The sequence below is a fragment of the Staphylococcus sp. IVB6240 genome (assembly GCF_025558425.1).
GTDB lineage: Bacteria > Bacillota > Bacilli > Staphylococcales > Staphylococcaceae > Staphylococcus.
This window is the reverse complement of the sequence record NZ_CP094718.1, coordinates 1165618-1185407: the sequence shown is the minus strand read 5'-3', so window position 1 is coordinate 1185407 and position 19790 is coordinate 1165618. Positions and strand designations below refer to the sequence as shown.

Genomic DNA, 19790 nt, shown 5'->3' with positions numbered 1-19790 from the left:
AAAAATCCTAGAGTTTTACTTTTAAACTCTAGGATTTTTATTATTCATAATGCTATTCTTTTTCAGCTTTTAAACCTTCAAATTTTAAAATAGGTTTTCTTGCTGCTGTTGTTTCGTCTAAACGATCAATTACAGTTGTATGTGGTGCTTCTAATACGATATCAGGATTTTCTTCTGCTTCTTTTGCAATTTGAATCAGTACATCACAGAAATGATCAAGTGTTTCTTTAGATTCTGTTTCTGTAGGCTCAATCATCATACCTTCTTCAACGATAAGTGGGAAGTAAACAGTTGGTGGATGTACACCAAAGTCTAATAGACGTTTTGCCATATCAAGTGTTCTAACACCCAATTTCTTTTGTTTCGTTCCGCTAAGTACAAATTCATGTTTACAGTATTGATCAAATGGAATAACAAAGGCATCTTTCAAGCGTGCTTTCATATAGTTCGCATTTAATACTGCTGCTTCAGAAACTTCTTTGAGTCCTTGATAACCCATTGAACGGATATACGTATAGGCACGTAAATAAATACCGAAGTTACCATAGAATGGTTTTACACGACCAATAGATTTTTCCATTGAGTTATCATATTCAAACTTGTCACCATTTTTTACAACAAGTGGTTTTGGTAAGAATTCGTGCAATGCTTTTTTAACACCGATTGGACCTGAACCAGGACCGCCCCCACCGTGAGGACCTGTGAATGTTTTATGCAAGTTTAAGTGAACAGCATCGAAGCCCATGTCACCAGGACGTACTTTATCCATGATGGCATTTAAATTCGCACCATCATAATATAATAATCCACCTGCTTCATGTACAATATCACGAATTTCCATGATATTTGTTTCAAAAATACCTAATGTATTTGGGTTTGTTAACATGATAGCAGCTGTTTTTTCACTGACTAATTCTTTTAAGTGATCAATATCCACTTCGCCCTTTTCATTTGATTTAACAGTCACAACGTTAAATCCAGCAAATACAGCTGATGCAGGGTTAGTACCATGTGCAGAGTCAGGAACAATGACTTCATCACGTTGTGTATCACCATTCTTAATATGATACGCTTTGAAAATCATTAAGGCTGTCCATTCACCATGTGCACCTGCTGCAGGTTGTAATGAGATTTCATCCATACCTGTAATTTCTTTTAATTCTTCTTGTAATGAATAAATAATTTCAAGAGAACCTTGTGCTTGATCAACTTCTTGTAAAGGATGTGATTCTGTAAATCCAGCAATACGTGCTACCTTTTCATTAATTTTCGGATTGTACTTCATTGTACAAGAACCAAGTGGATAGAAACCTGAATCTACACCAAAGTTTTTATTTGAAAGTTCAGTGTAGTGTCTAATAAGGTCTAACTCTGACACTTCAGGAAACTCTGCTTTATTTTTGCGAATAAATTTATCATCTAATAATTTTTTAGCAACGCCGTTATCAATTTCTTTAGGTGGTAATGAATAGGCATAACGTCCTTCTTTTGAGCGTTCAAAAATTAATGGGCTTGATTTACTTGTCATTGAGCTCACCAGCTTTCTCTACAAAATAATCAATTTCTGCTTTTGTGCGTAGCTCAGTCACTGCTACAAGCATATGGTTATCGAATGAAGTATCTACTACGCTTAAGTCAAATCCACCAATAATGTCAAAGTCTAATAACTTTTTATTGATTTCTGCGATTGGTTGATTAAATTTAACAACAAACTCATTATAAGAAACACCATCTAATACATCGAAACCACGCGCTTTAAATGCTTCTTTCGCATAGTTAGCATTTTCCATATTTTGTTCTGAAATATCCTGTAAACCTTGCTTACCTAACGCTGACATTGCGATTGATGAAGCCAAAGCATTCAGTGCTTGGTTTGAACAGATGTTAGAAGTTGCTGTTTCACGACGAATATGTTGTTCACGCGCTTGTAATGTTAATACAAAGCCACGGTTACCTTCATCATCTTGTGTTTGACCGACTAAACGACCAGGTACTTTGCGCATTAATTTTTTAGTTGTTGCAAAGTAGCCACAGTGTGGACCACCAAATTGTGATGGAATACCAAAGACTTGCGTATCACCTACAACGATGTCTGCACCAAATTCTCCAGGTGGTGTCAATAAACCAAGTGCAAGTGGATTTGCATAAACAATAAATAATGCTTTCGTACCTTCAACAAATGATTTAATCTTTTCTAAATCTTCAATAGAACCAAAGAAGTTTGGATATTGAACAGCAACTGCTGCTGTATCATCATCAATTGCCGCTTCTAATTTTTCTAAGTCAGTAATTGTTCCATCTAAATCAACTTCAACCACTTCATATTGATCTCGAATATTAGAGTATGTGTGTAATACTTGAAGCGCTTGGTAGTGTAATCCTTTAGAAACAACAAGCTTACGTTTCTTAGTTTTACCCCATGCAAGTAAACAAGCTTCTGCAAAACTTGTCATACCATCATACATTGATGAGTTAGCAACATCCATTCCAGTTAATTCACAAATCATTGTTTGGAATTCAAATATTGCTTGTAATTCACCTTGTGAAATTTCAGGTTGGTAAGGTGTATATGCTGTATAGAACTCAGAGCGAGAAATCATTGCGTCAACAACAGATGGCGCGTAATGATCATAAACCCCAGCACCTAAGAAACTTGTATGTGTTTCTTTTGTGATATTTTTGCTCGCTACACGATTTAATCTTTTTAAAAGTTGTGTTTCAGATTCTGCATCTGCAATGCCTAAATCTCTGTCTAATAAGACATTTTTAGGAACATCATTAAATAAATCTTGAATTGAATTAACACCAATCGTATCTAGCATTTGTTTTTCATCTTTTTCAGTTAATGGAATATAACGATGACTCAATGCCTTCACCCCTTATTTTTCAATTTGATTTTTCTTAACGATTTTTGCTTTTACTTGACGTTTTCTTACTTGAACAAGAATTTCTTTGCCCATTTCAAACGCATCACGTTGAATGAGACCTAAGCCGATTGATTTTCCTGTTGAAGGTGACTGTGTCCCTGATGTTACGACACCAATTTCATTTCCATCAGTATCTAAGATTGGATAACCTGTACGTGGAATACCTTTATCAATCATTTGGAGACCGATTGTTCTTCTTGGTGCACCATTTTCTTTATGGTCTTTCAATACAGATTTACCAATAAAGTCTGCATCGATTAATGGTTTTGCTGCGAATGCAACGCCACCTTCATATGGTGTGATGTCTTCTGAAAGATCTTGACCATGTAAAGGGAGTCCAGCTTCTAATCTTAATGTGTCACGGGCACCTAAACCACAAGGTGTCACATCATTTTCTAATAAAGACTTCCAAAGTGATACGACATCTTCACTAGAACAATAGATTTCAAAACCATCTTCACCTGTGTAACCAGATTGAGATAAAATGACGTTTTTACCAAAGACTGTTGCATCTTGATAAAACTCAAACATGCCCATTTCGCTTACATCAACGTCTGTGTTTTCTTGTACCAATTTTCTTGCTTCTGGACCTTGGACAGCAAGTTGACCATATGATGCTGAAACATTTGACACTTTCGCATTTAAGTTACCTGAATGTTCTACAATCCAATTGTAGTCTTTCTCAGTATTTGCTGCATTGACAACGAGCAATACCTTCTCATCATTCAACTTGTAGGCTACAAGATCATCAATGACCCCACCTTGTTCATTACATAAACAAGTATATTGCGCTTTTTGATCTGTAAGTAGACCTGCATCATTTGAGAGTACATATTGAACTAAATCAAGTGCTTGCTCTCCCTCAATCAAAATTTCCCCCATGTGACTGACATCAAACAAGCCAACTTTCGAACGCACTGCATTGTGCTCCTCTTTGATACTAGAGAATTGTACGGGCATCGCCCAGCCACCAAACTCTACAATTTTTGCACCAGCATCAACATATTCTTGATACAATGGCGTTTGTTTCAACTCTTGTGTCATAACATACCCTCCTATAAAAAATAAAACAGGGCGTATTAAATAGGATAATACGACCCTGTTGAAGTATCTTCAGGAATGCGTCACAATATTATCCTTTTGCCTGAGAGTTTCATAATTCAGTATTATTTGCTCCTTCGGCGATGGTCTCCTACCATTCTCTCTAATATTGGTCATTCGCAAAAATATTGTTTTCAATTTCATGAAGCGTTTCATCCATAGTATTCTTAGTTGTCACCTTCATGAATGCGATTTCATTATATCGTGAAACACGTGATAAGTACAAGTTTTTTAATGTTTCATAATTACTGTTCTTTGCGTTTGGACGGTTGGGGTCTCCTTTAACCCGTTGATATAAGATTGAAAATGGTGCGTCCAACCAGATGATCTCTGCATTTAACGTCTTTAAAAATTGAAATGTTTTATCATTTGTAATAATGCCCCCACCCGTTGAGATAATATCATATTTATGGAGCGTTTCTTTAAGATATTTTTGTTCATATAAACGGAATGTTGTCTCGCCATCATGCTTAAAAATATCAGGAATTGACATTTTTTCAGATGAAGCGATATGTTGGTCCAAATCTATAAAACGATAATTGTGACGTTTTGCCAATGCCTTTCCAATTGATGATTTTCCTGAACCCATAAACCCAACTAGAATAATGGGTCGTTTTAATCGATTCATCCTCTCACCTCTTTCGTTTCAAGTAATAATCTTATTTCATTTTTATAATAGTCTGAAAGTGAATCTAATGCATTTAATTTTAAGGTATAAATAACCATAATGAAAGAGATGAATAGCATGTACGCGCTAAAGATGACAAATAGAATTGGTAAAGTAAAGCCTTGATTAGATAATAAATGTTTTTTCAATCCAGGTGTTCCCTTCTAATAATGAAATGGTAATTTTAAAGTTTTTCTTTGATAACCTTGTGTATTGAATATTTTTCACACCATTTAAGACTGTAATATTTCCTTGATCATTTACTTGTTTGATCAATTTTAAATGGTTAATTTGATACGTATATTTGGTGTGATCCTGTATTATTTCTAAACATTGATGATGAATGTCTACTTTTTTACAGTTGATTCATGAAGATGGTGACCAATTTCTTTAACCATCAGTTCTTGTACAAATGTGTCGTCGTTGATAAAGCTGGTCCTAAAATTGATAAGTGTAAAAATCAATACAGGTATCAAAGTAACAACAAGCATCTGTATATAAAGTGATAATAATGCTTCAATCATGGTGAAACCGTTCGATTTTTTGGCAGTATTGAGAATGATTTTGAATATTTGAGATACATATTTTATTATGAACGAAATCAATGACATATTGATCAATTTGCTTGTGCCTTTCAGTTAAGTTTTCCTTAAGGTAGAAAAATAAAGTTCTTCTGAGTTCAAGCTCTTGTTTCGCCTCTGAATATGTTGATTCTAGTTGCTGTAATATTGGAATGAGTGAAAAACAGATGATAGAAAATAGAAAAAATGCAAAAAGCGCTTCTAACAGTGTATAACCTTTTTTATTCATTACTTACAATACGATACCTCCCTTGTTCGATATGAAATATTAAGTCAAAATGATATTGCATATATTGGAACTTTAATTTACCGAATTTCAAGATATTCCCATCTTTGTCAAAAGCAATTGTATTAAGTGTACTTCCTTCATCAAGATGTAAAGGTGACAATGGTATCACGATATCCTTTTGGCCATTTTGAAATACAACTCGAATATTATTTTTGTTTGGGCGAAATACCATGAGTACTGTTTGCCTATGTTTGATAGCATATGCCTGGTAATAATCAATCTTGCTTGTCAATAACTTGATTTGATCTTTTATGTTTTGTTGTGAATACATCGATGATTTAATAGTCATAAAGAGGTACAACGTGATAGAAATAACGCACATAACAATTAACATTTCGACTAAGGTAAAAACATTTTTATGATGCAACGGCCTCGCCATTTTGAATACGAATTGTTTCCCCAGATTTACAAGTCTTTTGAACATCTTTTAAATACCCTTCCCGAATTAAATCATCTATCGAATTTGGTTTTTGATTAAATTTTAAAGTATAGGCTTCTATTTGACTGTCGACAAGGCGCATTTGTGCTTTGCATCCTGTTTTTTGAATATGATCAGATTGTTTTGCGATATTTGGGATAATTAAAATGAGAAGTACACTTATAATCAGTAAAACGAGTAGCATCTCAATGAGTGTGAATCCTTTCGTTTGTCGCAATTTTGATAGTAATTGTTTCATGTTTTTACTCCTATTGTTCAATATTTTGCATCATTTCCAATACTGGTAGCATCATTTCTAAATAAACACCCATAATTAATAACCCAATGACAATAAACATTGTGGGCTGAATAAGCTTAATGTGCTTCTTTATAAAGAACTGAATATGATCCAAAAGGAATTTACTATAAATGTGTAATTCAACATCTAATTTATCTCTTTCTTCCCCTTGTTCAATGTATGAGATGAAATGTTTTTCAAAGCAATTTAATGATTGAAGTATGTTTGAAAATGACTGCCCTTTTTGAATTTCTGTTTTCATATATTGTCCAAAATACTTCAAAAACCCATTTTCATTTTGGTTTTCATATATTTGAACAATATCATTTAACTTAATACCGTTTTTAAAAAAGAGAGAAAATTGTTGTGAGATTTGATAAGTGGTGAATAAGCGGAAATAATTTTTAAAACCAGGCATGTGTGTTAATACGTCAATTTGCTTTTTAATGGATTGTTGTCTGAGCCAATGTTTAAAAAGATAAATAAATATACAGATTGCTATCATGCTCATAAAAAAGAATAATGGAAAATGTGCAAGAATAGCTTTTAATAGTAATTGTGTAAAAGTATGATTGATTTGCATAGTTGCATACATATGTTCAAATTCTGGAATAACCGTTTTATTAAGGGTCACGATGAGGAAAATAAAAATAAAGAGGAGCAGAATAGGATATTGAATGGCCTTAATGAACTGCGCTTTTAATTTTAAATGGTTACCATAAAAGATCGAACATTGTTCAAGTGTTGTACTTAATTCACTATATTTCTCAGCAAAATAAATTTGCATAAGAATGATATCTGGATATTTAAATAACTTAAATATGTCATAACAGGATCCACCATTTAATATGGATTGTTGCAACTGATCATTCAATTTTTCATCTCTGATATCTAGCTGTTTATAAACAAATTGAATGGCTTCTACAAAGGTAAAACCGTGATTTAATAACTGGCAAACACGGTCGATAATTAATAAATGATTCGCTTTAATAAGTGCAAAGGATCGTCTACTTCTGATACTTTCTAAGAGTGGCTCCATCAATAACCCCCTTATCATTTAATAAATTCAGTTTTTCTGACAAGCTTGTAAATGTTCCAGGAAGTTGGAAATCATGCGTTAAAAAATGTTGAATGTCTGAATGTAACATTGTTTCATATACAAGTTCTCTTTTTTGATCTACAGTCGTCACAAGCCGTTGATTGACGATTAAATTGGTGGCTTGAAGTATATCTTGTTGTGGAATGCCCATTTCTAATAATCTGAGCAGTACACCTTGGCAATCATTTGCATGGATGGTTGTTAGAACAAGATGACCACTTAAACTCGCTTGTATCACTTCTTTGGCTATTCTGGCATCTCGTATTTCCCCAATAAGTATGACGTCTGGGTCACAACGTAAAATGGCTTTTAATGATGCACTATATGTGATATCTGCTTTTTCATTTACAGATATTTGTGTGACGCCATTTAGAATCTGTTCGACCGGATCTTCAATCGTGATGATATTTAGATTAAGTGCTTGTTTGGCATAAAGTACCATCTGATACATAAGTGTGCTCTTTCCAGCACCAGTGGGCCCACTGAATAAGATCAGTCCTTGCTTCTTTTCCATCAAGCGACAAATATCCTCTGTATCTTTGAGTGATATGTTTTGGAATTATTGTGGTGTAATGCGCACAACACAACTTTCAGTCCCTAAGTTTAAAGGCAATGTAGATACACGCAAGTAGTATAGTTCTTTAAATTGATAAATATAGCGTCCGCTTTGTGCGCGATGCCTAGATGATACATCTAATCCTGCTTGAAATTTTAGGAGCGTCAGTAAACGTTGATACGTCTCAGAATTTAATGTGTCGTAACAACTTAATCGGTCTTTAATTCGAAAATTCACCTCTACTTGTTCATTAGAAGGAATAAAATGAATATCTGATGCCCCTTCTGTAATCGCATGCTTTATCACTGTATCCAATAGAAATTGCATAAAAAATCACCTCTTATTGTTATACACGTAAGAGGTGATTGAATTACTTATTTAGTTAGCCATTTAAAAATGGATTCATATATTCGGCTTCTACTGTTGTGGATGGGCCATGACCTGGATAAAGTGGTAACGTTTCATCAAGTTCAAACAATTTATCTTTGATTGAATCAACAAGTGTTTCATAATCACCACGATATAAGTCTGTACGTCCAATACCATTGTTAAATAATGTATCTCCTACAATCGCAAAGGATTCGAATACAAATGACAAGCTACCAGGAGAATGTCCCGGTGTATGCAAGACATCGATATTGAACTGACCAATTTCAAATGGCCCTTCTTCTAATAAATTAGGATGTGCTTGACTTGTTATAATAGGTAATCCATGCGCAGCGAACTTTGCTGATCCATTTTTTTGGGCATCTACTAGAAAATCTGTTTCCTCTGGATGAATATATACTGGCACATTATATTTCGCTAAAATATCGTCTAAAGCAGCAATATGATCAAAATGTGCATGTGTTAGTAAAATGCCAATTAATGGTTTACCAATTGAGGCTATTTTCTCTAGTATCTTTTCTGGTTCCCCTGCTGGATCTACCAATAAAAGCTCTGTGTCATTTTCGACAAAATATGCATTTGTTTCAACCCAGCCTAATGTTAAATATGATAATTTCATGCTTTTGACTCCAATCGAAGTTAAAGAATTATTTTAAATGTTTTTGTACAGATGCCAATTTATCATTCATTTCGCGTTCGATATCACGACGATCATCAATTCGAATATTTGTGCAAACACGGTCTAAGCCTTTATTAAATGGTAGTTCATGAATAACTTGAATCACTTCTAGTAAATCTTTTAAGTCACCTTCAATTAAAGTATTCATTGGTGTTAATTGATAGTTAATTTTACCTTCTTGTTTAAATTCTTCAAGTTTTGTTTGGATTTCTGCGATATATTTACTGACGCTTGGTCCTTCTGTTCCTACTGGTATTACTACAACATCTACAATTGCCATTTCTATCTACTCCTCTTCCATAAGATATGTTTTTATAAGTCCAGCTGCACCAACGATACCTGCATCATTGCCTAATAAAGCCGGTACAATTTCAGTATTGGCTTGAGACGGTGTAAAAGCGAGTTGTTGATAAGCTGTCTTTATATTTTCTATTAAGATATGGCCAGCTCCTGCCATACCACCACCTAAAATAATATATTTAGGATTGACTGTTACACTTAAAATACTTGCTAAATATGCAAGATAGTTTGCCACTCTTTCAACAATAAAAAGAGCAAAAATATCCCCTTGCTTTGCTGCGTCAAAAACGTCTTTTGCAGTGATGTGATCATTTTTAATCAATGGTCGTAAACTAGATTGTATGGATAACTGTGGATGATAATAATGAACGAGATTGACAACACCTGTTGCAGATGCCACTGTCTCTACACACCCTGCATGGCCACAGTTACAGTTGAAACGCTGATCATGGTCAACACGTATATGGCCAATTTCGGCACCCGAACCATTATGTCCATGAACAATCTTACCATTTGAAATAATACCGCCACCAACACCTGTACCTAGTGTAATAATTGCAACTTCAGAATGATTTTGACCGGCACCTTTATGTTTCTCACCTAAAGCCGCCACATTGGCATCATTATCAACAAATACTGGTAATCCGGAAAGGTCTTTCATGATTTTTGATACATGCACCTTCCCTGGCCAATTAAGATTAACAGCACCATTTACAATGCCTGATTCAAAATCAACAGGTCCCGGCACACCGATGCCGATTCCAATCACATCATCTATTTCATAATTTAACACTTTAGATTGTTCAATTAAAGCATTGTATACTTGATTTAATAATTGAAATCCTGTTTCATCTGATGTGTCAGTATGAATAGACCATTTTTTTATCAGTTGCAATTGCGCATCAAAAATGCCTAACTTACATGTTGTACCACCAATATCAGCAGCAAAAATAATCTTACCTGTCATAAGCGATTTAACCTTCTCTCATTAATAATATGACGGGATTGAAAAAATTCCTCACTAGTAATGAGCTGATGTTTAAATAATGATTTTAGTTCTTGTTCAATCATTTCTAACATATCCGCCTTATCATCAAAATAAATAATAAATCCAAATTTCTTTAATAATTGTTGAACATCATAAAATGTATTCAGTTTCGTTTCCATATTAATCTTCCAACTCTCGTTTTAAGATTTTCACACTTTCATTTTGTGGTGAAAGTTCAGCTGCTTTACGAATATATTTTCTCGCTGTCTTTTGATCACCTAGTGAACGATTTGAAATTGCCATAACATAATTCAATTGTACAGAATTAGGAAACATCTCTAAGCCATGTTCCCATTCAGCAATCGCCTCAGCTTTTGATTTTTGAGCAGCCATCACCATACCTGATAAATAATAAGTCATATCATCAGCATAATTTCTACTAATCGTTTGTTCAATCATTTCCTCTGCTTGCGTATAATGTCTCTTTTGCATTTCGTCTTGAATGATTTGATTATAAATATTTTCACTTGGAGTCATAAAAATTTTGACAACCAAAATTAAAATGATAAGAACCGTCACACCTATTAGCCAATAAAACTTTTTCTTAAATGAACCGTAGTAATAACCTAAATATACAGCAAGTGCGCCACCAAGTAGACCTCCTAAATGAGCAATAATATTTACATTGCGCATAAAGATTGAAATCACTGCCATAATAATAGCAGCTACCAGTAATTGGAATACAGTTTTGCGATTGTAGTGCTGACTAATCATTAATAGTGCAATGAGTGCGCCTAGTAAACCAAATATAGCGCCACTTGCTCCAATCGATAAGCTATCTGTATTAAAAGCAAGTGTTAAAATGTTGCCAATAAATCCGGATAAAAAGTATATTCCTAACATTTTTAAAGAACTTGTATAAGATTCTACTAATTTCCCAAAAATATAAAGTGACATCATATTGAGCAATAGGTGTTCAATATCTAAGTGTAAAAACATAGAAGAAATTAAGCGATACCAATCTCCATGTACAACATTAAAATGTGCAAGTGCACCTAAGTCAATAATCTCAATATCTGTGTGATGTGGCGCAAAAAATCGCGCCCACACCCAAATGAGGACAGTTACTGCAATCAAGCTAAATGTTGCAGGAGTAAAAGTATACATGCCTTTTTCAATAGGACTCTGATTCAATACACGTTTTTTAAAATAGTCCGTTGCGTGATTATCTTGTTTAGAAAGATGTCCTTTCGCAATTGGATGAGAAATGTGTTTATTAAGACGTTTTAAATCTTGTATTGAATGGAATTTTACTAGTATCGGTTCTTTCACATTTAATGTTGCTTGATTGAAAGGTTTTTCAGTTAAGAAATAAATATCATAGCGTTTGACATCGATACTTAAAAACGCATTAATTTGTTGTTGATGTTCTAAAATACGATCTTTATCAAATTCGAGTGATTGCGTTGTATATTCACCTTGTTTAAATATCACAACGTGCTGTTTCTTTTTATTAACAAGCCAGACTTCCTGCCTGTCTTTATCATAATGCACACATGAATAACCAAAATAACGTATCCATATGTAGCTTGATTTCCAAAAATCTTTTTCGTCTAACATAATTTCCTCCGGTGCTCTCAAGTTTTTGCAATGATAAGATGTTCTACACGAAAGTCATGTGATTCAATCGGAATATTATCACATAACTGAATATCATAAATTAAACTGATGTTTTGTACGTCATATGTATTTAAATAACGATCAAAATAGCCTCCACCATATCCAATGCGATAACCTTCTTCATTAAATGCAACACCGGGTACAATCACTAAGTCTAAATTGTTGTATATTTGTGTGTCTTCTGTGATATAACGTATGCCTTTTTCATCATAATCAACAATCGATAAATCTGTCAGTTGTTGAAAATCCATTGTCTTATTTTTGTAGTTCATTGAAGGGACAAAAACTTGTTTATCATCTTCAAGCATGTGTTGAATCATCGGGTCAGTATTTACTTCATGTGGCATGGACAATACTATGCCAATTTTAGTTGCTTTCTGGTAAAGCTCGTGTTCAATCAATTCATTAAATAACCATTGATCTGCTAATTTTTTTTGCTCTGAACTAAGATGTTTCATTTGCTTCAAAATATGTTGTCTGATTGTTTTTTTAGACATATCATATTCCTCCCATCTTATTTCCATTATAACGTGGTATTGTTAAAGTGTCATGAATATCGCAGTTATCAATGGCAGTGGTTATAGACAATTCCTATTGGTAAGTAAAAACCCAACGATAATCATGATATCTCACGACCACGCTGGGTTAACAAAAATTATTTTTTTGGCGTTGTATCTTTTACAGTACCTTTGATTTTACCTTCTGTTGTTTCTACGACACGTCCAGAAATAGAAGCTGTTTTCTTTGTCATCATATAAACCTTCTTTCATTTATAAGTTTTAATACTGAAGTATCATGCTATGATTGCTTCAAAATTATTATAATACAACTATAACTATATTTACAATTTTATTTAGTTTTATTTCAAATCCAGAGAAGAGTTTTAGTATTTTACGTCCACAAAAAAGGACCAGAACACATCCAATGTTCTAGCCCAAGATTAAATTATTTTGTTTCACGGTGTAAAGTTTGTTTGTTTTCACGTGCACAGAATTTTTTCATTTCGATACGTTCTGGGTTCGTACGTTTGTTTTTAGTAGAGATATAGTTACGGTCTCCACATTCTGTACATGCAAGCGTTACGTTTACGCGCATATTACCCCTCCTAATCTTTCTTCAAAATACGACTTTATAATCATATCATTTTATTGTTAAATTGAAAAGTATTAATTTAATATCGTAGTTAACATATTTTGAAAACAATCTTTATGAGTTAAAGAAGAAGCGGACAATACTCTAATTGAGAATATATCCGCTTCTTGTTTATTTATTTTAGGAGTTCTTATTACTAAAATAATAGTTAATAATATCTCTACCTAGGTCTCCACCTGGTAACCATGGTTCTGGAACAGGTTGATTTGTGTAAACAATTGAAAATGCAAGCTTTGGATCATCTGCCGGCGCATAGCCAATATACGTTGAGTTAACACGTGGTTGGCCATCTTGGAATACCTCAGCTGTTCCTGTCTTACCAGCAGAACGTACAACTGTATCTTTGAAGCTATTATACCCAGTACCTTGTGGTTTATTAAATGCCATGTCGAAACCAGTTTGTACTTGTTCTATTTGTTCAGGTGTATTATTCACATGATTGAGTACTTTACCTGATATTTTATGCTTAACAGGTCCAATTGAGTCATCGTTAGTTGCTTTTCGAATTTCTTTACCAATGTGAGATTGAATACGATCACCATCATTCGCAATTGTAGAAACGTATTGTGCCAATTGTAATGGCGTATACGTATCATATTGACCGATTGCTAAATCTAAATAGTTTCCTGGGTTGTCATTTAATGGTTCAATTTGGCCTTGTACTTCATTAGGCAAATCAATCCCTGTTTTAACGCCAAGACCGACTTGGTTCAACCCTTTACGTAACTTCTTACCGGCTTCAGTAATATCATCTGGAAGAGACATTCCTTGATAAAAATCAACACCTGCAATTTTTAACGCTGTTTTAAACATGTATACGTTTGATGAATGCATAAGTGCTTGCGTATCATCTATAACACGACTGCCGTTTTTATTGAAGTATGAACGCTTTGTAAGCCCACCTTGGAACGTTAAAGGTTCGTCAGTGAGCACATCCCCAGGTTGAATCACATTATTTTGATAGCCAGCCAGCAAGGTACCCCCTTTGACTGAAGATCCGACAGTATATTGTGTCGTAAATGTACCGATATCAAAATCTGTTAATGACCCATCTGTGTCAATTTGACGGCCCGCAAGTGCCAAAATATCACCATTATTAGGATCTTGAACAACGAGCAATGCTGAATCCATGTTTGTTGCGCCTTGTGCGCGTAGTTTGCTAATATGCTTTTCAAGATACTCTTCAGCTTTTTGTTGTAATTCCATATCAATCGTTAAGATGAGGTCGTCCCCTCTGGAACCTTTATTCACAACTTCGGAATCAATAATTGCACCAGATTTATCCGTTGTATAACGCATTTCTTTCTTTTTCCCACGTAATATGCTTTCGTATTGATACTCTAAATACCCTTTACCTACTCTATCATTACGTGAGTAGCCTTTTGATAAGTAATAGTTTGTTAATTCTTTCGGCAAGCCTTCTTCAGGTGTTGATACACTTCCTAAAATACCTCTCAGTGAATCACCATATGGATATTTACGGTCCCAATCCATTGTGGTATTAATACCTGGTAAGTTAGAAAGCTGTTGTGAAACTGTCGCAAACTCTTTATCACTTACCTTTTCATTTTTGATGGTTCTTGGGCTTAACGTACTTCCTTGCATCATTTCACGATAAATCGCGAGTACTTGTAAATCATGATTGCTTAACGTCTTAATATCTGTATCTGTGATTTTATCTCGCAATTGTTGATCGTAATCTTCTTGTGAAATATCTCCATTTTTATAAAGATCGAGTTCCTTTTTCATACGTTTTTGAGCTGTTTCAGGATGCAATGTAATCCAAAAGTCTTTTTTATCACGATCTGTTATTTTATCAGTATCCATCTCAATTAATTTGGCTAGTTTCTTTGCAGTGCCTAGGATTTCTTGTTGATCCGTCTTTTTACCTCGTGTATAGGTAATCGCTTTTTTTGAGGCATTATCCACGATAATATGACCATTACGATCTAAGATTCTTCCTCGAGGAACGGATTCATTGACTGTAACATTTTCACTCTCTCGAATCATTTGATTATAATGTGAGCCTTGCGCAATTTGAAGGTAGCCGAGCCTTAATACAATTGCAACAAAGGCAAAAATGATAACACCAAAGATGAAATTAATACGTTTATTCATTTGATTGCGCATTTTTTCATCGTTTGTTCTTTCCTTTAAACGTTTTAACAACACAATCTACCTCAATTCGCACGTTTTCTTCTTAAAATGATATATGATATTTCCTTATTTGGCTAATATTTTTTCAGAAAAAGTAAAAGAATTTTGTTATTTAAAATGATATGGGTTCATAGCTTTAATTACAATAGAAGAAATACCTCATAAAGGAATTTAACTTTTTCATTTATATGTAGGATCATAGACTTCAAATGACTATCAATAAAGCAACGTAAAAAAGCGTGTAATTACAATGAATTACACGCTCTATCAAATATATCAAAATTATTTAGCTGCTTGATATAATTCGTCTACTTTTTCCCAGTTTACAACGCTCCAGAATGCATTGATGTAATCTGGACGTTTGTTTTGATATTTAAGGTAGTAAGCATGTTCCCAAACATCAAGACCTAGTAATGGTGATTTGCCGTCAGTTACTGGGTTATCTTGGTTTGGCGTAGTGACAATTGCTAATTCTCCATTGTCTACAACGAGCCAAGCCCAACCTGAACCAAAGCGAGCTGCTGCTTTGTCAGCAAATTCTTGTTTGAAGCTATCTAAGCTACCCCATTTTTCTGTGATTTTTTCAACCACTTCACCTTTTTCTTCTGAGTTAGGTGTTAATAATTGCCAGAATAATGAGTGATTTAAATGACCGCCACCATTATTACGAACAGCAGTACGTTTTTCTTCTGGTACATCGTTTAAGTTTGCTACAAGATCTTCAATTGATTTGTTTTCAAACTCAGTACCTTCTACTGCAACATTTAACTTAGTTACATACGTGTTATGATGTTTTGTATGGTGAATCTCCATAGTCTCTTTGTCAAAGTGTGGTTCTAATGCATCATATGCATAAGGTAATTTTGGTAATTCGAAAGCCATAATTAATCATCCTCCTAATTGTTGATTCCAGTTATATTCTAACAATTCCTACTTTCCTGTTACAATTAATCTGCTTATAAAGCATTAATAACAGGAATGTTTAGTTATTGTATAACACAATTATATATCACTTAAACGTAAAATGTGACAAAAATTAGTTCATTGTTTTGAATAACCGCCATTTAATATTGTATAATAAATATTAACGTTGAAAAGATTAGCCTATTTAAGTGCATTTTCAATATATAAAATTGGTAAAAAGGAGTTTCTAACATGTCAGAAATTACACATCGTAAAAATACCCGACCTGTCAAAGTTGGTAATTTAACAATTGGTGGTTCCGATGAAGTTGTGATTCAAAGTATGACAACGACAAAAACCCATGATGTAGAGGCAACTGTTGCAGAAATCAAGCGACTTGAAGAAGCTGGCTGTCAAATAGTTCGTGTCGCATGTCCGAATGAAGAAGATGCACATGCAATCAAAGATATTAAAGCACAAATTAATATTCCACTTGTAGTAGACATACATTTCAATTATAAATTAGCGCTTATCGCTATTGAGAACGGTGCGGATAAAATTCGTATCAATCCTGGTAATATCGGCAGACGTGAGAAAGTTGAAGCAGTTGTTGAAGCATGTAAAAAGAAAGGTATTCCAATTCGAATTGGGGTTAATGCAGGTTCATTAGAAAAGCATATCTTGAAAAAATATGGTTATCCAACTGCAGATGGAATGGTAGAAAGTGCATTGCATCACATTAAAATTCTTGAAGACTTAGACTTCCACGATATTATCGTATCAATGAAAGCAAGTGATGTTAATTTAGCCATTGAAGCATATACAAAAGCAGCACAAGCTTTTGACTACCCACTACATTTAGGGATTACTGAAAGTGGCACACTATTCAATGGTACAGTAAAATCTTCTGCTGGTTTAGGTGCTATCTTAGCGCTAGGTATTGGTAATACTGCTCGTATTTCTTTATCAGCAGATCCCGTTGAAGAAGTAAAAGTTGCGAAGTCATTATTGAAAGCTTTTGGTCTTGCGAGTAATGCTGCAACATTAATTGCTTGCCCTACCTGTGGTCGAATCGAAATTGACCTTATCTCAATTGCTAATGAAGTAGAAGATTACATTGAGAAATTGCAAGTACCATTAAAAGTTGCAGTGTTAGGCTGCGCTGTTAATGGACCGGGTGAAGCACGTGAAGCAGATATTGGTATTGCCGGTGCACGTGGAGAAGGCCTATTGTTTATGAAAGGAAAAACAGTTAGAAAAGTACCTGAAGAAACAATGGTTGATGAACTTAAAAAAGAAATCGACAAACTTGCTGCAGAAATGGAAGCTAACCGTGATAAAGCAGCCCAATCATAAAAGTGAGTGGTTAATATAGGCGAGATAGTATAAGAGACTATCTCGCCTTTTTCTTCATAATTGATTTTAAGCATTAGAAAAACCTTGTAAGCATTGTTGCCTACAAGGTTTTTTCTTAACGACAATTTTCACAAATACCATAAACTTCTAGCTTATGCATCTCAATTTCAACTTCAGGTAATGATTTTTGAATTTCAGTCATTGGACAATAATCAATGACTTTTGTATCACCACATGATTTACATATGAAATGGTGATGATGATGTTTTGTACATGAAATCCTAAATTTCATTTCTCCATCTAATTCAGTGCTTTCAATAATGCCTAGTGTTTTAAATAAATGCAGATTACGATAGATGGTATCAAAAGAGATGCCTGGATATGTGTCGTTCATGATTTTTTGTACATGTTTTGCATTAATATATTTATCTTCATTGACAAAGATATTAATCATGTCGCGTCTTTTATCAGTATATTTATGGCCGTTTTCTTTAAGTAGTTGAATCGCATTATTCGTTTCCATTTGCTTTCACCTCTTTTACTTTCCCTTTCATCAATCCTTGGTACCCCATTGTTAAACATAACAATAAAACTAAAATAACAACAATAATACCACCTGGAGAGATATCTAAATAGAAAGCAGAAATTAGTCCAGTTATGACGGAAAATTCACCAATCATAATACTCATAAAGATAAATTGTTTATACCCTTTTGTCCAGCGCATTGCAATTGCGACTGGTAGCGTAATGAGCGCGCTGACTAATAATACCCCAATGACACGCATCGATGCAGAAATAACAAGGGCAACAATCACAATAAATAGAAATTGTATCCATTTCGGAATACCGATGACTTGGCTATATTCAGCATCAAAAGAAAGAATAAATAATTCTTTATAAAATAACAAGATAAATACGAGTACTAATACTGTAATGATAATAATGGTGATTAAATCACTAATTGACACTGCACTGATAGAACCAAATAATAAGCCGACTAACTCTTGATTAAATCCATCAGCCAATGAGATGAAGATGGCACTTAACCCAATACCCGTACTCATAATAATCGGTATGGCAATTTCTTGATAATTTTTATATGAACTACGCAATTTTTCAATTAATAATGCCCCAATAATTGAAAAGAGAATTCCGGTCCAAATAGGATTAATATTTGAAAAAAGTGGAACGGCAGTAATTAAAAACATCCCAAAAGAAATACCACCTAATGTCACGTGACTTAATGCATCTGCAATCAGTGATAATCTTCGGACAACAATAAACGTTCCAATCAGTGGTGCAATTAAACCAATCAATATACCACTGATAAATGAATACCTTATAAATTCAAAATTCATTAACGCATCTATCATAAACAACAATCCCTATCATGTTTATGGTCAACAAATTTAATAGGATGACCATATATTTTTGAAATTTCGACTTCATCTAATGATTTAAATTCATGTGCAGATCCATGGAAATGGAGATGTTTATTAATACATGCCACTTCTGTCGCAGTATCTGCAACAACACCTATATCATGTGTTACCAGAATAATCGTAACACCTTCATTTTTTAAATGTTCAAGTGTATCATAAAATTCTCCAACATGTTTTGCATCAATGCCATTTGTTGGTTCATCTAAAATAAGGACGGTTGGATCACTTACTAAAGCTCTAGCAATCAAAACACGTTGTTGTTGTCCACCTGATAATTCTGAGATATTCTTCCCTTTTAAATGGCTAATATTAAGGCGTTCAAGCACTTGGTCTACTTTTTGATGATCTTGGCGATTAAACCATTTAAATAATCTCTTTTGTCTCGTTAGACCACTTAACACAACTTCATTGACTGTAGCAGGAAAGCCAGCAGCAACTGCAGATGCTTTTTGTGAGACATAACTAATTTTGTCTGATGTCAAACTTTTTTGATACGCTTCTCCATCAACAAAAATTTCACCTTTTTGAATAGGTAATAGACCTAACATTAATTTTAATAAAGTTGATTTTCCTGCCCCATTTGGACCAACAATGGCCAAGAATTCACCTTTATTTATACAGATATTGATATTCTCTAACACTTTTTTATTTTCAAAATAAAAATCAATATCTTTTAATTCAAATACAGGTTGCATCATTATTTCACCTCATTAAATACTATATACGTCACGTCATTAAATGTAAATAGTAATGTTTACGACTACAAAAGACAAGAACTATACATTGAGTCAACACTGTTTAATCAATGTA

At 33.9% G+C, this 19790-nt stretch carries 23 protein-coding genes, 1 pseudogene and 1 riboswitch; of the genes and pseudogenes, 1 reads left to right on the top strand and 23 read right to left on the bottom strand.

The window, feature by feature from the left end; genetic code table 11:
* Positions 1 to 52: 52 nt before the first annotated feature.
* The 20 genes and pseudogenes from gcvPB to MUA88_RS05705 all read right to left on the bottom strand — a co-directional run bounded on the left by gcvPB (position 53) and on the right by MUA88_RS05705 (position 16161).
* Positions 53 to 1528 (bottom strand): aminomethyl-transferring glycine dehydrogenase subunit GcvPB, encoded by a 1476-nt coding sequence (gene gcvPB / locus MUA88_RS05795; protein ID WP_262605204.1) that lies wholly within the window; start codon positions 1526 to 1528, stop codon positions 53 to 55.
* A complete protein-coding gene (gene gcvPA / locus MUA88_RS05790) occupies positions 1518 to 2867 on the bottom strand; it encodes an aminomethyl-transferring glycine dehydrogenase subunit GcvPA (RefSeq protein WP_262605203.1) in 1350 nt (449 codons plus the stop codon). Before gcvPA ends, gcvPB begins: the two co-directional genes overlap by 11 nt.
* Before the next feature lie 12 nt (positions 2868 to 2879).
* Complete coding sequence (gcvT, locus tag MUA88_RS05785) at positions 2880 to 3971, bottom strand: glycine cleavage system aminomethyltransferase GcvT (protein ID WP_262603250.1); 1092 nt, start codon at positions 3969 to 3971, stop codon at positions 2880 to 2882.
* Positions 3972 to 4049: 78 nt separating this feature from the next.
* A riboswitch (glycine riboswitch) is annotated at positions 4050 to 4145 on the bottom strand.
* Positions 4132 to 4656, bottom strand: a complete 525-nt coding sequence (locus tag MUA88_RS05780; RefSeq protein ID WP_262605202.1) for a shikimate kinase — start codon at positions 4654 to 4656, stop codon at positions 4132 to 4134. (Overlaps the previous riboswitch by 14 nt.)
* Positions 4657 to 4821: 165 nt before the next feature.
* Positions 4822 to 5016, bottom strand: a complete 195-nt coding sequence (locus tag MUA88_RS10950; protein ID WP_481906610.1) for a hypothetical protein — start codon at positions 5014 to 5016, stop codon at positions 4822 to 4824.
* Between the two features lie 26 nt (positions 5017 to 5042).
* Positions 5043 to 5219 carry a hypothetical protein gene (locus tag MUA88_RS05775; protein ID WP_262605201.1) on the bottom strand — a complete coding sequence of 59 codons (177 nt, stop codon included), beginning with the start codon at positions 5217 to 5219 and terminating at the stop codon, positions 5043 to 5045.
* Positions 5212 to 5505, bottom strand: a complete 294-nt coding sequence (locus MUA88_RS05770) for a prepilin-type N-terminal cleavage/methylation domain-containing protein (protein WP_262605200.1) — start codon at positions 5503 to 5505, stop codon at positions 5212 to 5214. Before MUA88_RS05770 ends, MUA88_RS05775 begins: the two co-directional genes overlap by 8 nt.
* A complete protein-coding gene (comGD, locus tag MUA88_RS05765; protein WP_262605199.1) occupies positions 5498 to 5944 on the bottom strand; it encodes a competence type IV pilus minor pilin ComGD in 447 nt (148 codons plus the stop codon). Before comGD ends, MUA88_RS05770 begins: the two co-directional genes overlap by 8 nt.
* A complete protein-coding gene (comGC, locus tag MUA88_RS05760) occupies positions 5922 to 6242 on the bottom strand; it encodes a competence type IV pilus major pilin ComGC (protein ID WP_262603246.1) in 321 nt (106 codons plus the stop codon). The genes comGD and comGC overlap by 23 nt, the downstream gene beginning before the upstream one ends.
* A gap of 10 nt (positions 6243 to 6252) precedes the next feature.
* Positions 6253 to 7320: a competence type IV pilus assembly protein ComGB gene (comGB, locus tag MUA88_RS05755; protein WP_262603245.1), complete on the bottom strand. Its 1068-nt coding sequence runs from the start codon at positions 7318 to 7320 to the stop codon at positions 6253 to 6255.
* Positions 7289 to 8263, bottom strand: a pseudogene (gene comGA, locus MUA88_RS05750) (competence type IV pilus ATPase ComGA). The gene comGB and the pseudogene comGA overlap by 32 nt, the downstream one beginning before the upstream one ends.
* 55 nt (positions 8264 to 8318) lie before the next feature.
* Positions 8319 to 8942: an MBL fold metallo-hydrolase gene (locus MUA88_RS05745; protein ID WP_262603243.1), complete on the bottom strand. Its 624-nt coding sequence runs from the start codon at positions 8940 to 8942 to the stop codon at positions 8319 to 8321.
* 28 nt (positions 8943 to 8970) lie between these two features.
* On the bottom strand, positions 8971 to 9282 hold the full coding sequence (locus tag MUA88_RS05740; protein WP_262603242.1) for an MTH1187 family thiamine-binding protein: 312 nt from the start codon (positions 9280 to 9282) through the stop codon (positions 8971 to 8973).
* A gap of 6 nt (positions 9283 to 9288) precedes the next feature.
* Positions 9289 to 10269: an ROK family glucokinase gene (locus tag MUA88_RS05735; protein WP_262605198.1), complete on the bottom strand. Its 981-nt coding sequence runs from the start codon at positions 10267 to 10269 to the stop codon at positions 9289 to 9291.
* On the bottom strand, positions 10266 to 10469 hold the full coding sequence (locus tag MUA88_RS05730) for a YqgQ family protein (RefSeq protein ID WP_262603240.1): 204 nt from the start codon (positions 10467 to 10469) through the stop codon (positions 10266 to 10268). Before MUA88_RS05730 ends, MUA88_RS05735 begins: the two co-directional genes overlap by 4 nt.
* Position 10470: 1 nt before the next feature.
* Positions 10471 to 11910 (bottom strand): rhomboid family protein, encoded by a 1440-nt coding sequence (locus MUA88_RS05725; protein ID WP_262603239.1) that lies wholly within the window; start codon positions 11908 to 11910, stop codon positions 10471 to 10473.
* A 17-nt stretch (positions 11911 to 11927) separates the two neighbouring features.
* On the bottom strand, positions 11928 to 12467 hold the full coding sequence (locus tag MUA88_RS05720; RefSeq protein ID WP_262605197.1) for a 5-formyltetrahydrofolate cyclo-ligase: 540 nt from the start codon (positions 12465 to 12467) through the stop codon (positions 11928 to 11930).
* A 448-nt stretch (positions 12468 to 12915) separates the two neighbouring features.
* The gene (gene rpmG / locus MUA88_RS05715; protein WP_095116787.1) at positions 12916 to 13065 is read right to left on the bottom strand and encodes a 50S ribosomal protein L33; all 150 of its coding nucleotides are present in this window, start codon (positions 13063 to 13065) and stop codon (positions 12916 to 12918) included.
* 177 nt (positions 13066 to 13242) lie between these two features.
* Positions 13243 to 15291, bottom strand: coding sequence for a peptidoglycan D,D-transpeptidase FtsI family protein (locus MUA88_RS05710; RefSeq protein WP_262605196.1), 2049 nt, complete (start codon positions 15289 to 15291; stop codon positions 13243 to 13245).
* A gap of 270 nt (positions 15292 to 15561) precedes the next feature.
* Positions 15562 to 16161, bottom strand: coding sequence for a superoxide dismutase (locus MUA88_RS05705; protein WP_262603236.1), 600 nt, complete (start codon positions 16159 to 16161; stop codon positions 15562 to 15564).
* 273 nt (positions 16162 to 16434) lie between these two features.
* Between MUA88_RS05705 and ispG the strand changes: the two genes are divergently transcribed.
* A complete protein-coding gene (gene ispG / locus MUA88_RS05700) occupies positions 16435 to 17538 on the top strand; it encodes a flavodoxin-dependent (E)-4-hydroxy-3-methylbut-2-enyl-diphosphate synthase (RefSeq protein WP_275982309.1) in 1104 nt (367 codons plus the stop codon).
* 115 nt (positions 17539 to 17653) lie between these two features.
* Here ispG and MUA88_RS05695 read toward each other — a convergent pair whose 3' ends face one another.
* Genes MUA88_RS05695 through MUA88_RS05685 form a run of 3 tightly spaced genes read right to left on the bottom strand, consistent with a single transcriptional unit; the run spans position 17654 to position 19678 of the window.
* A complete protein-coding gene (locus MUA88_RS05695) occupies positions 17654 to 18061 on the bottom strand; it encodes a Fur family transcriptional regulator (protein ID WP_262603235.1) in 408 nt (135 codons plus the stop codon).
* Positions 18048 to 18911: a metal ABC transporter permease gene (locus tag MUA88_RS05690; protein ID WP_262603234.1), complete on the bottom strand. Its 864-nt coding sequence runs from the start codon at positions 18909 to 18911 to the stop codon at positions 18048 to 18050. Before MUA88_RS05690 ends, MUA88_RS05695 begins: the two co-directional genes overlap by 14 nt.
* Positions 18908 to 19678, bottom strand: coding sequence for a metal ABC transporter ATP-binding protein (locus MUA88_RS05685; protein WP_262603233.1), 771 nt, complete (start codon positions 19676 to 19678; stop codon positions 18908 to 18910). The genes MUA88_RS05690 and MUA88_RS05685 overlap by 4 nt, the downstream gene beginning before the upstream one ends.
* Between the last annotated feature and the right edge of the window lie 112 nt (positions 19679 to 19790).

Bases quoted from the DNA above. Each gene is read 5' to 3' on its own strand.
- MUA88_RS05725 (WP_262603239.1), bottom strand. From the start codon at position 11,910: ATGTTAGACGAAAAAGATTTTTGGAAATCAAGCTACATATGGATACGT.
- MUA88_RS05690 (WP_262603234.1), bottom strand. From the start codon at position 18,911: ATGATAGATGCGTTAATGAATTTTGAATTTATAAGGTATTCATTTATC.
- MUA88_RS05695 (WP_262603235.1), bottom strand. From the start codon at position 18,061: ATGGAAACGAATAATGCGATTCAACTACTTAAAGAAAACGGCCATAAA.
- MUA88_RS05775 (WP_262605201.1), bottom strand. From the start codon at position 5,219: ATGATTGAAGCATTATTATCACTTTATATACAGATGCTTGTTGTTACT.
- MUA88_RS05685 (WP_262603233.1), bottom strand. From the start codon at position 19,678: ATGATGCAACCTGTATTTGAATTAAAAGATATTGATTTTTATTTTGAA.
- ispG (WP_275982309.1), top strand. From the start codon at position 16,435: ATGTCAGAAATTACACATCGTAAAAATACCCGACCTGTCAAAGTTGGT.
- gcvT (WP_262603250.1), bottom strand. From the start codon at position 3,971: ATGACACAAGAGTTGAAACAAACGCCATTGTATCAAGAATATGTTGAT.
- comGC (WP_262603246.1), bottom strand. From the start codon at position 6,242: ATGAAACAATTACTATCAAAATTGCGACAAACGAAAGGATTCACACTC.
- MUA88_RS05745 (WP_262603243.1), bottom strand. From the start codon at position 8,942: ATGAAATTATCATATTTAACATTAGGCTGGGTTGAAACAAATGCATAT.
- MUA88_RS05770 (WP_262605200.1), bottom strand. From the start codon at position 5,505: ATGAATAAAAAAGGTTATACACTGTTAGAAGCGCTTTTTGCATTTTTT.
- MUA88_RS05730 (WP_262603240.1), bottom strand. From the start codon at position 10,469: ATGGAAACGAAACTGAATACATTTTATGATGTTCAACAATTATTAAAG.
- rpmG (WP_095116787.1), bottom strand. From the start codon at position 13,065: ATGCGCGTAAACGTAACGCTTGCATGTACAGAATGTGGAGACCGTAAC.
- comGD (WP_262605199.1), bottom strand. From the start codon at position 5,944: ATGGCGAGGCCGTTGCATCATAAAAATGTTTTTACCTTAGTCGAAATG.
- gcvPB (WP_262605204.1), bottom strand. From the start codon at position 1,528: ATGACAAGTAAATCAAGCCCATTAATTTTTGAACGCTCAAAAGAAGGA.
- MUA88_RS05780 (WP_262605202.1), bottom strand. From the start codon at position 4,656: ATGAATCGATTAAAACGACCCATTATTCTAGTTGGGTTTATGGGTTCA.
- MUA88_RS05735 (WP_262605198.1), bottom strand. From the start codon at position 10,269: ATGACAGGTAAGATTATTTTTGCTGCTGATATTGGTGGTACAACATGT.
- MUA88_RS05705 (WP_262603236.1), bottom strand. From the start codon at position 16,161: ATGGCTTTCGAATTACCAAAATTACCTTATGCATATGATGCATTAGAA.
- MUA88_RS05740 (WP_262603242.1), bottom strand. From the start codon at position 9,282: ATGGCAATTGTAGATGTTGTAGTAATACCAGTAGGAACAGAAGGACCA.
- comGB (WP_262603245.1), bottom strand. From the start codon at position 7,320: ATGGAGCCACTCTTAGAAAGTATCAGAAGTAGACGATCCTTTGCACTT.
- MUA88_RS05720 (WP_262605197.1), bottom strand. From the start codon at position 12,467: ATGTCTAAAAAAACAATCAGACAACATATTTTGAAGCAAATGAAACAT.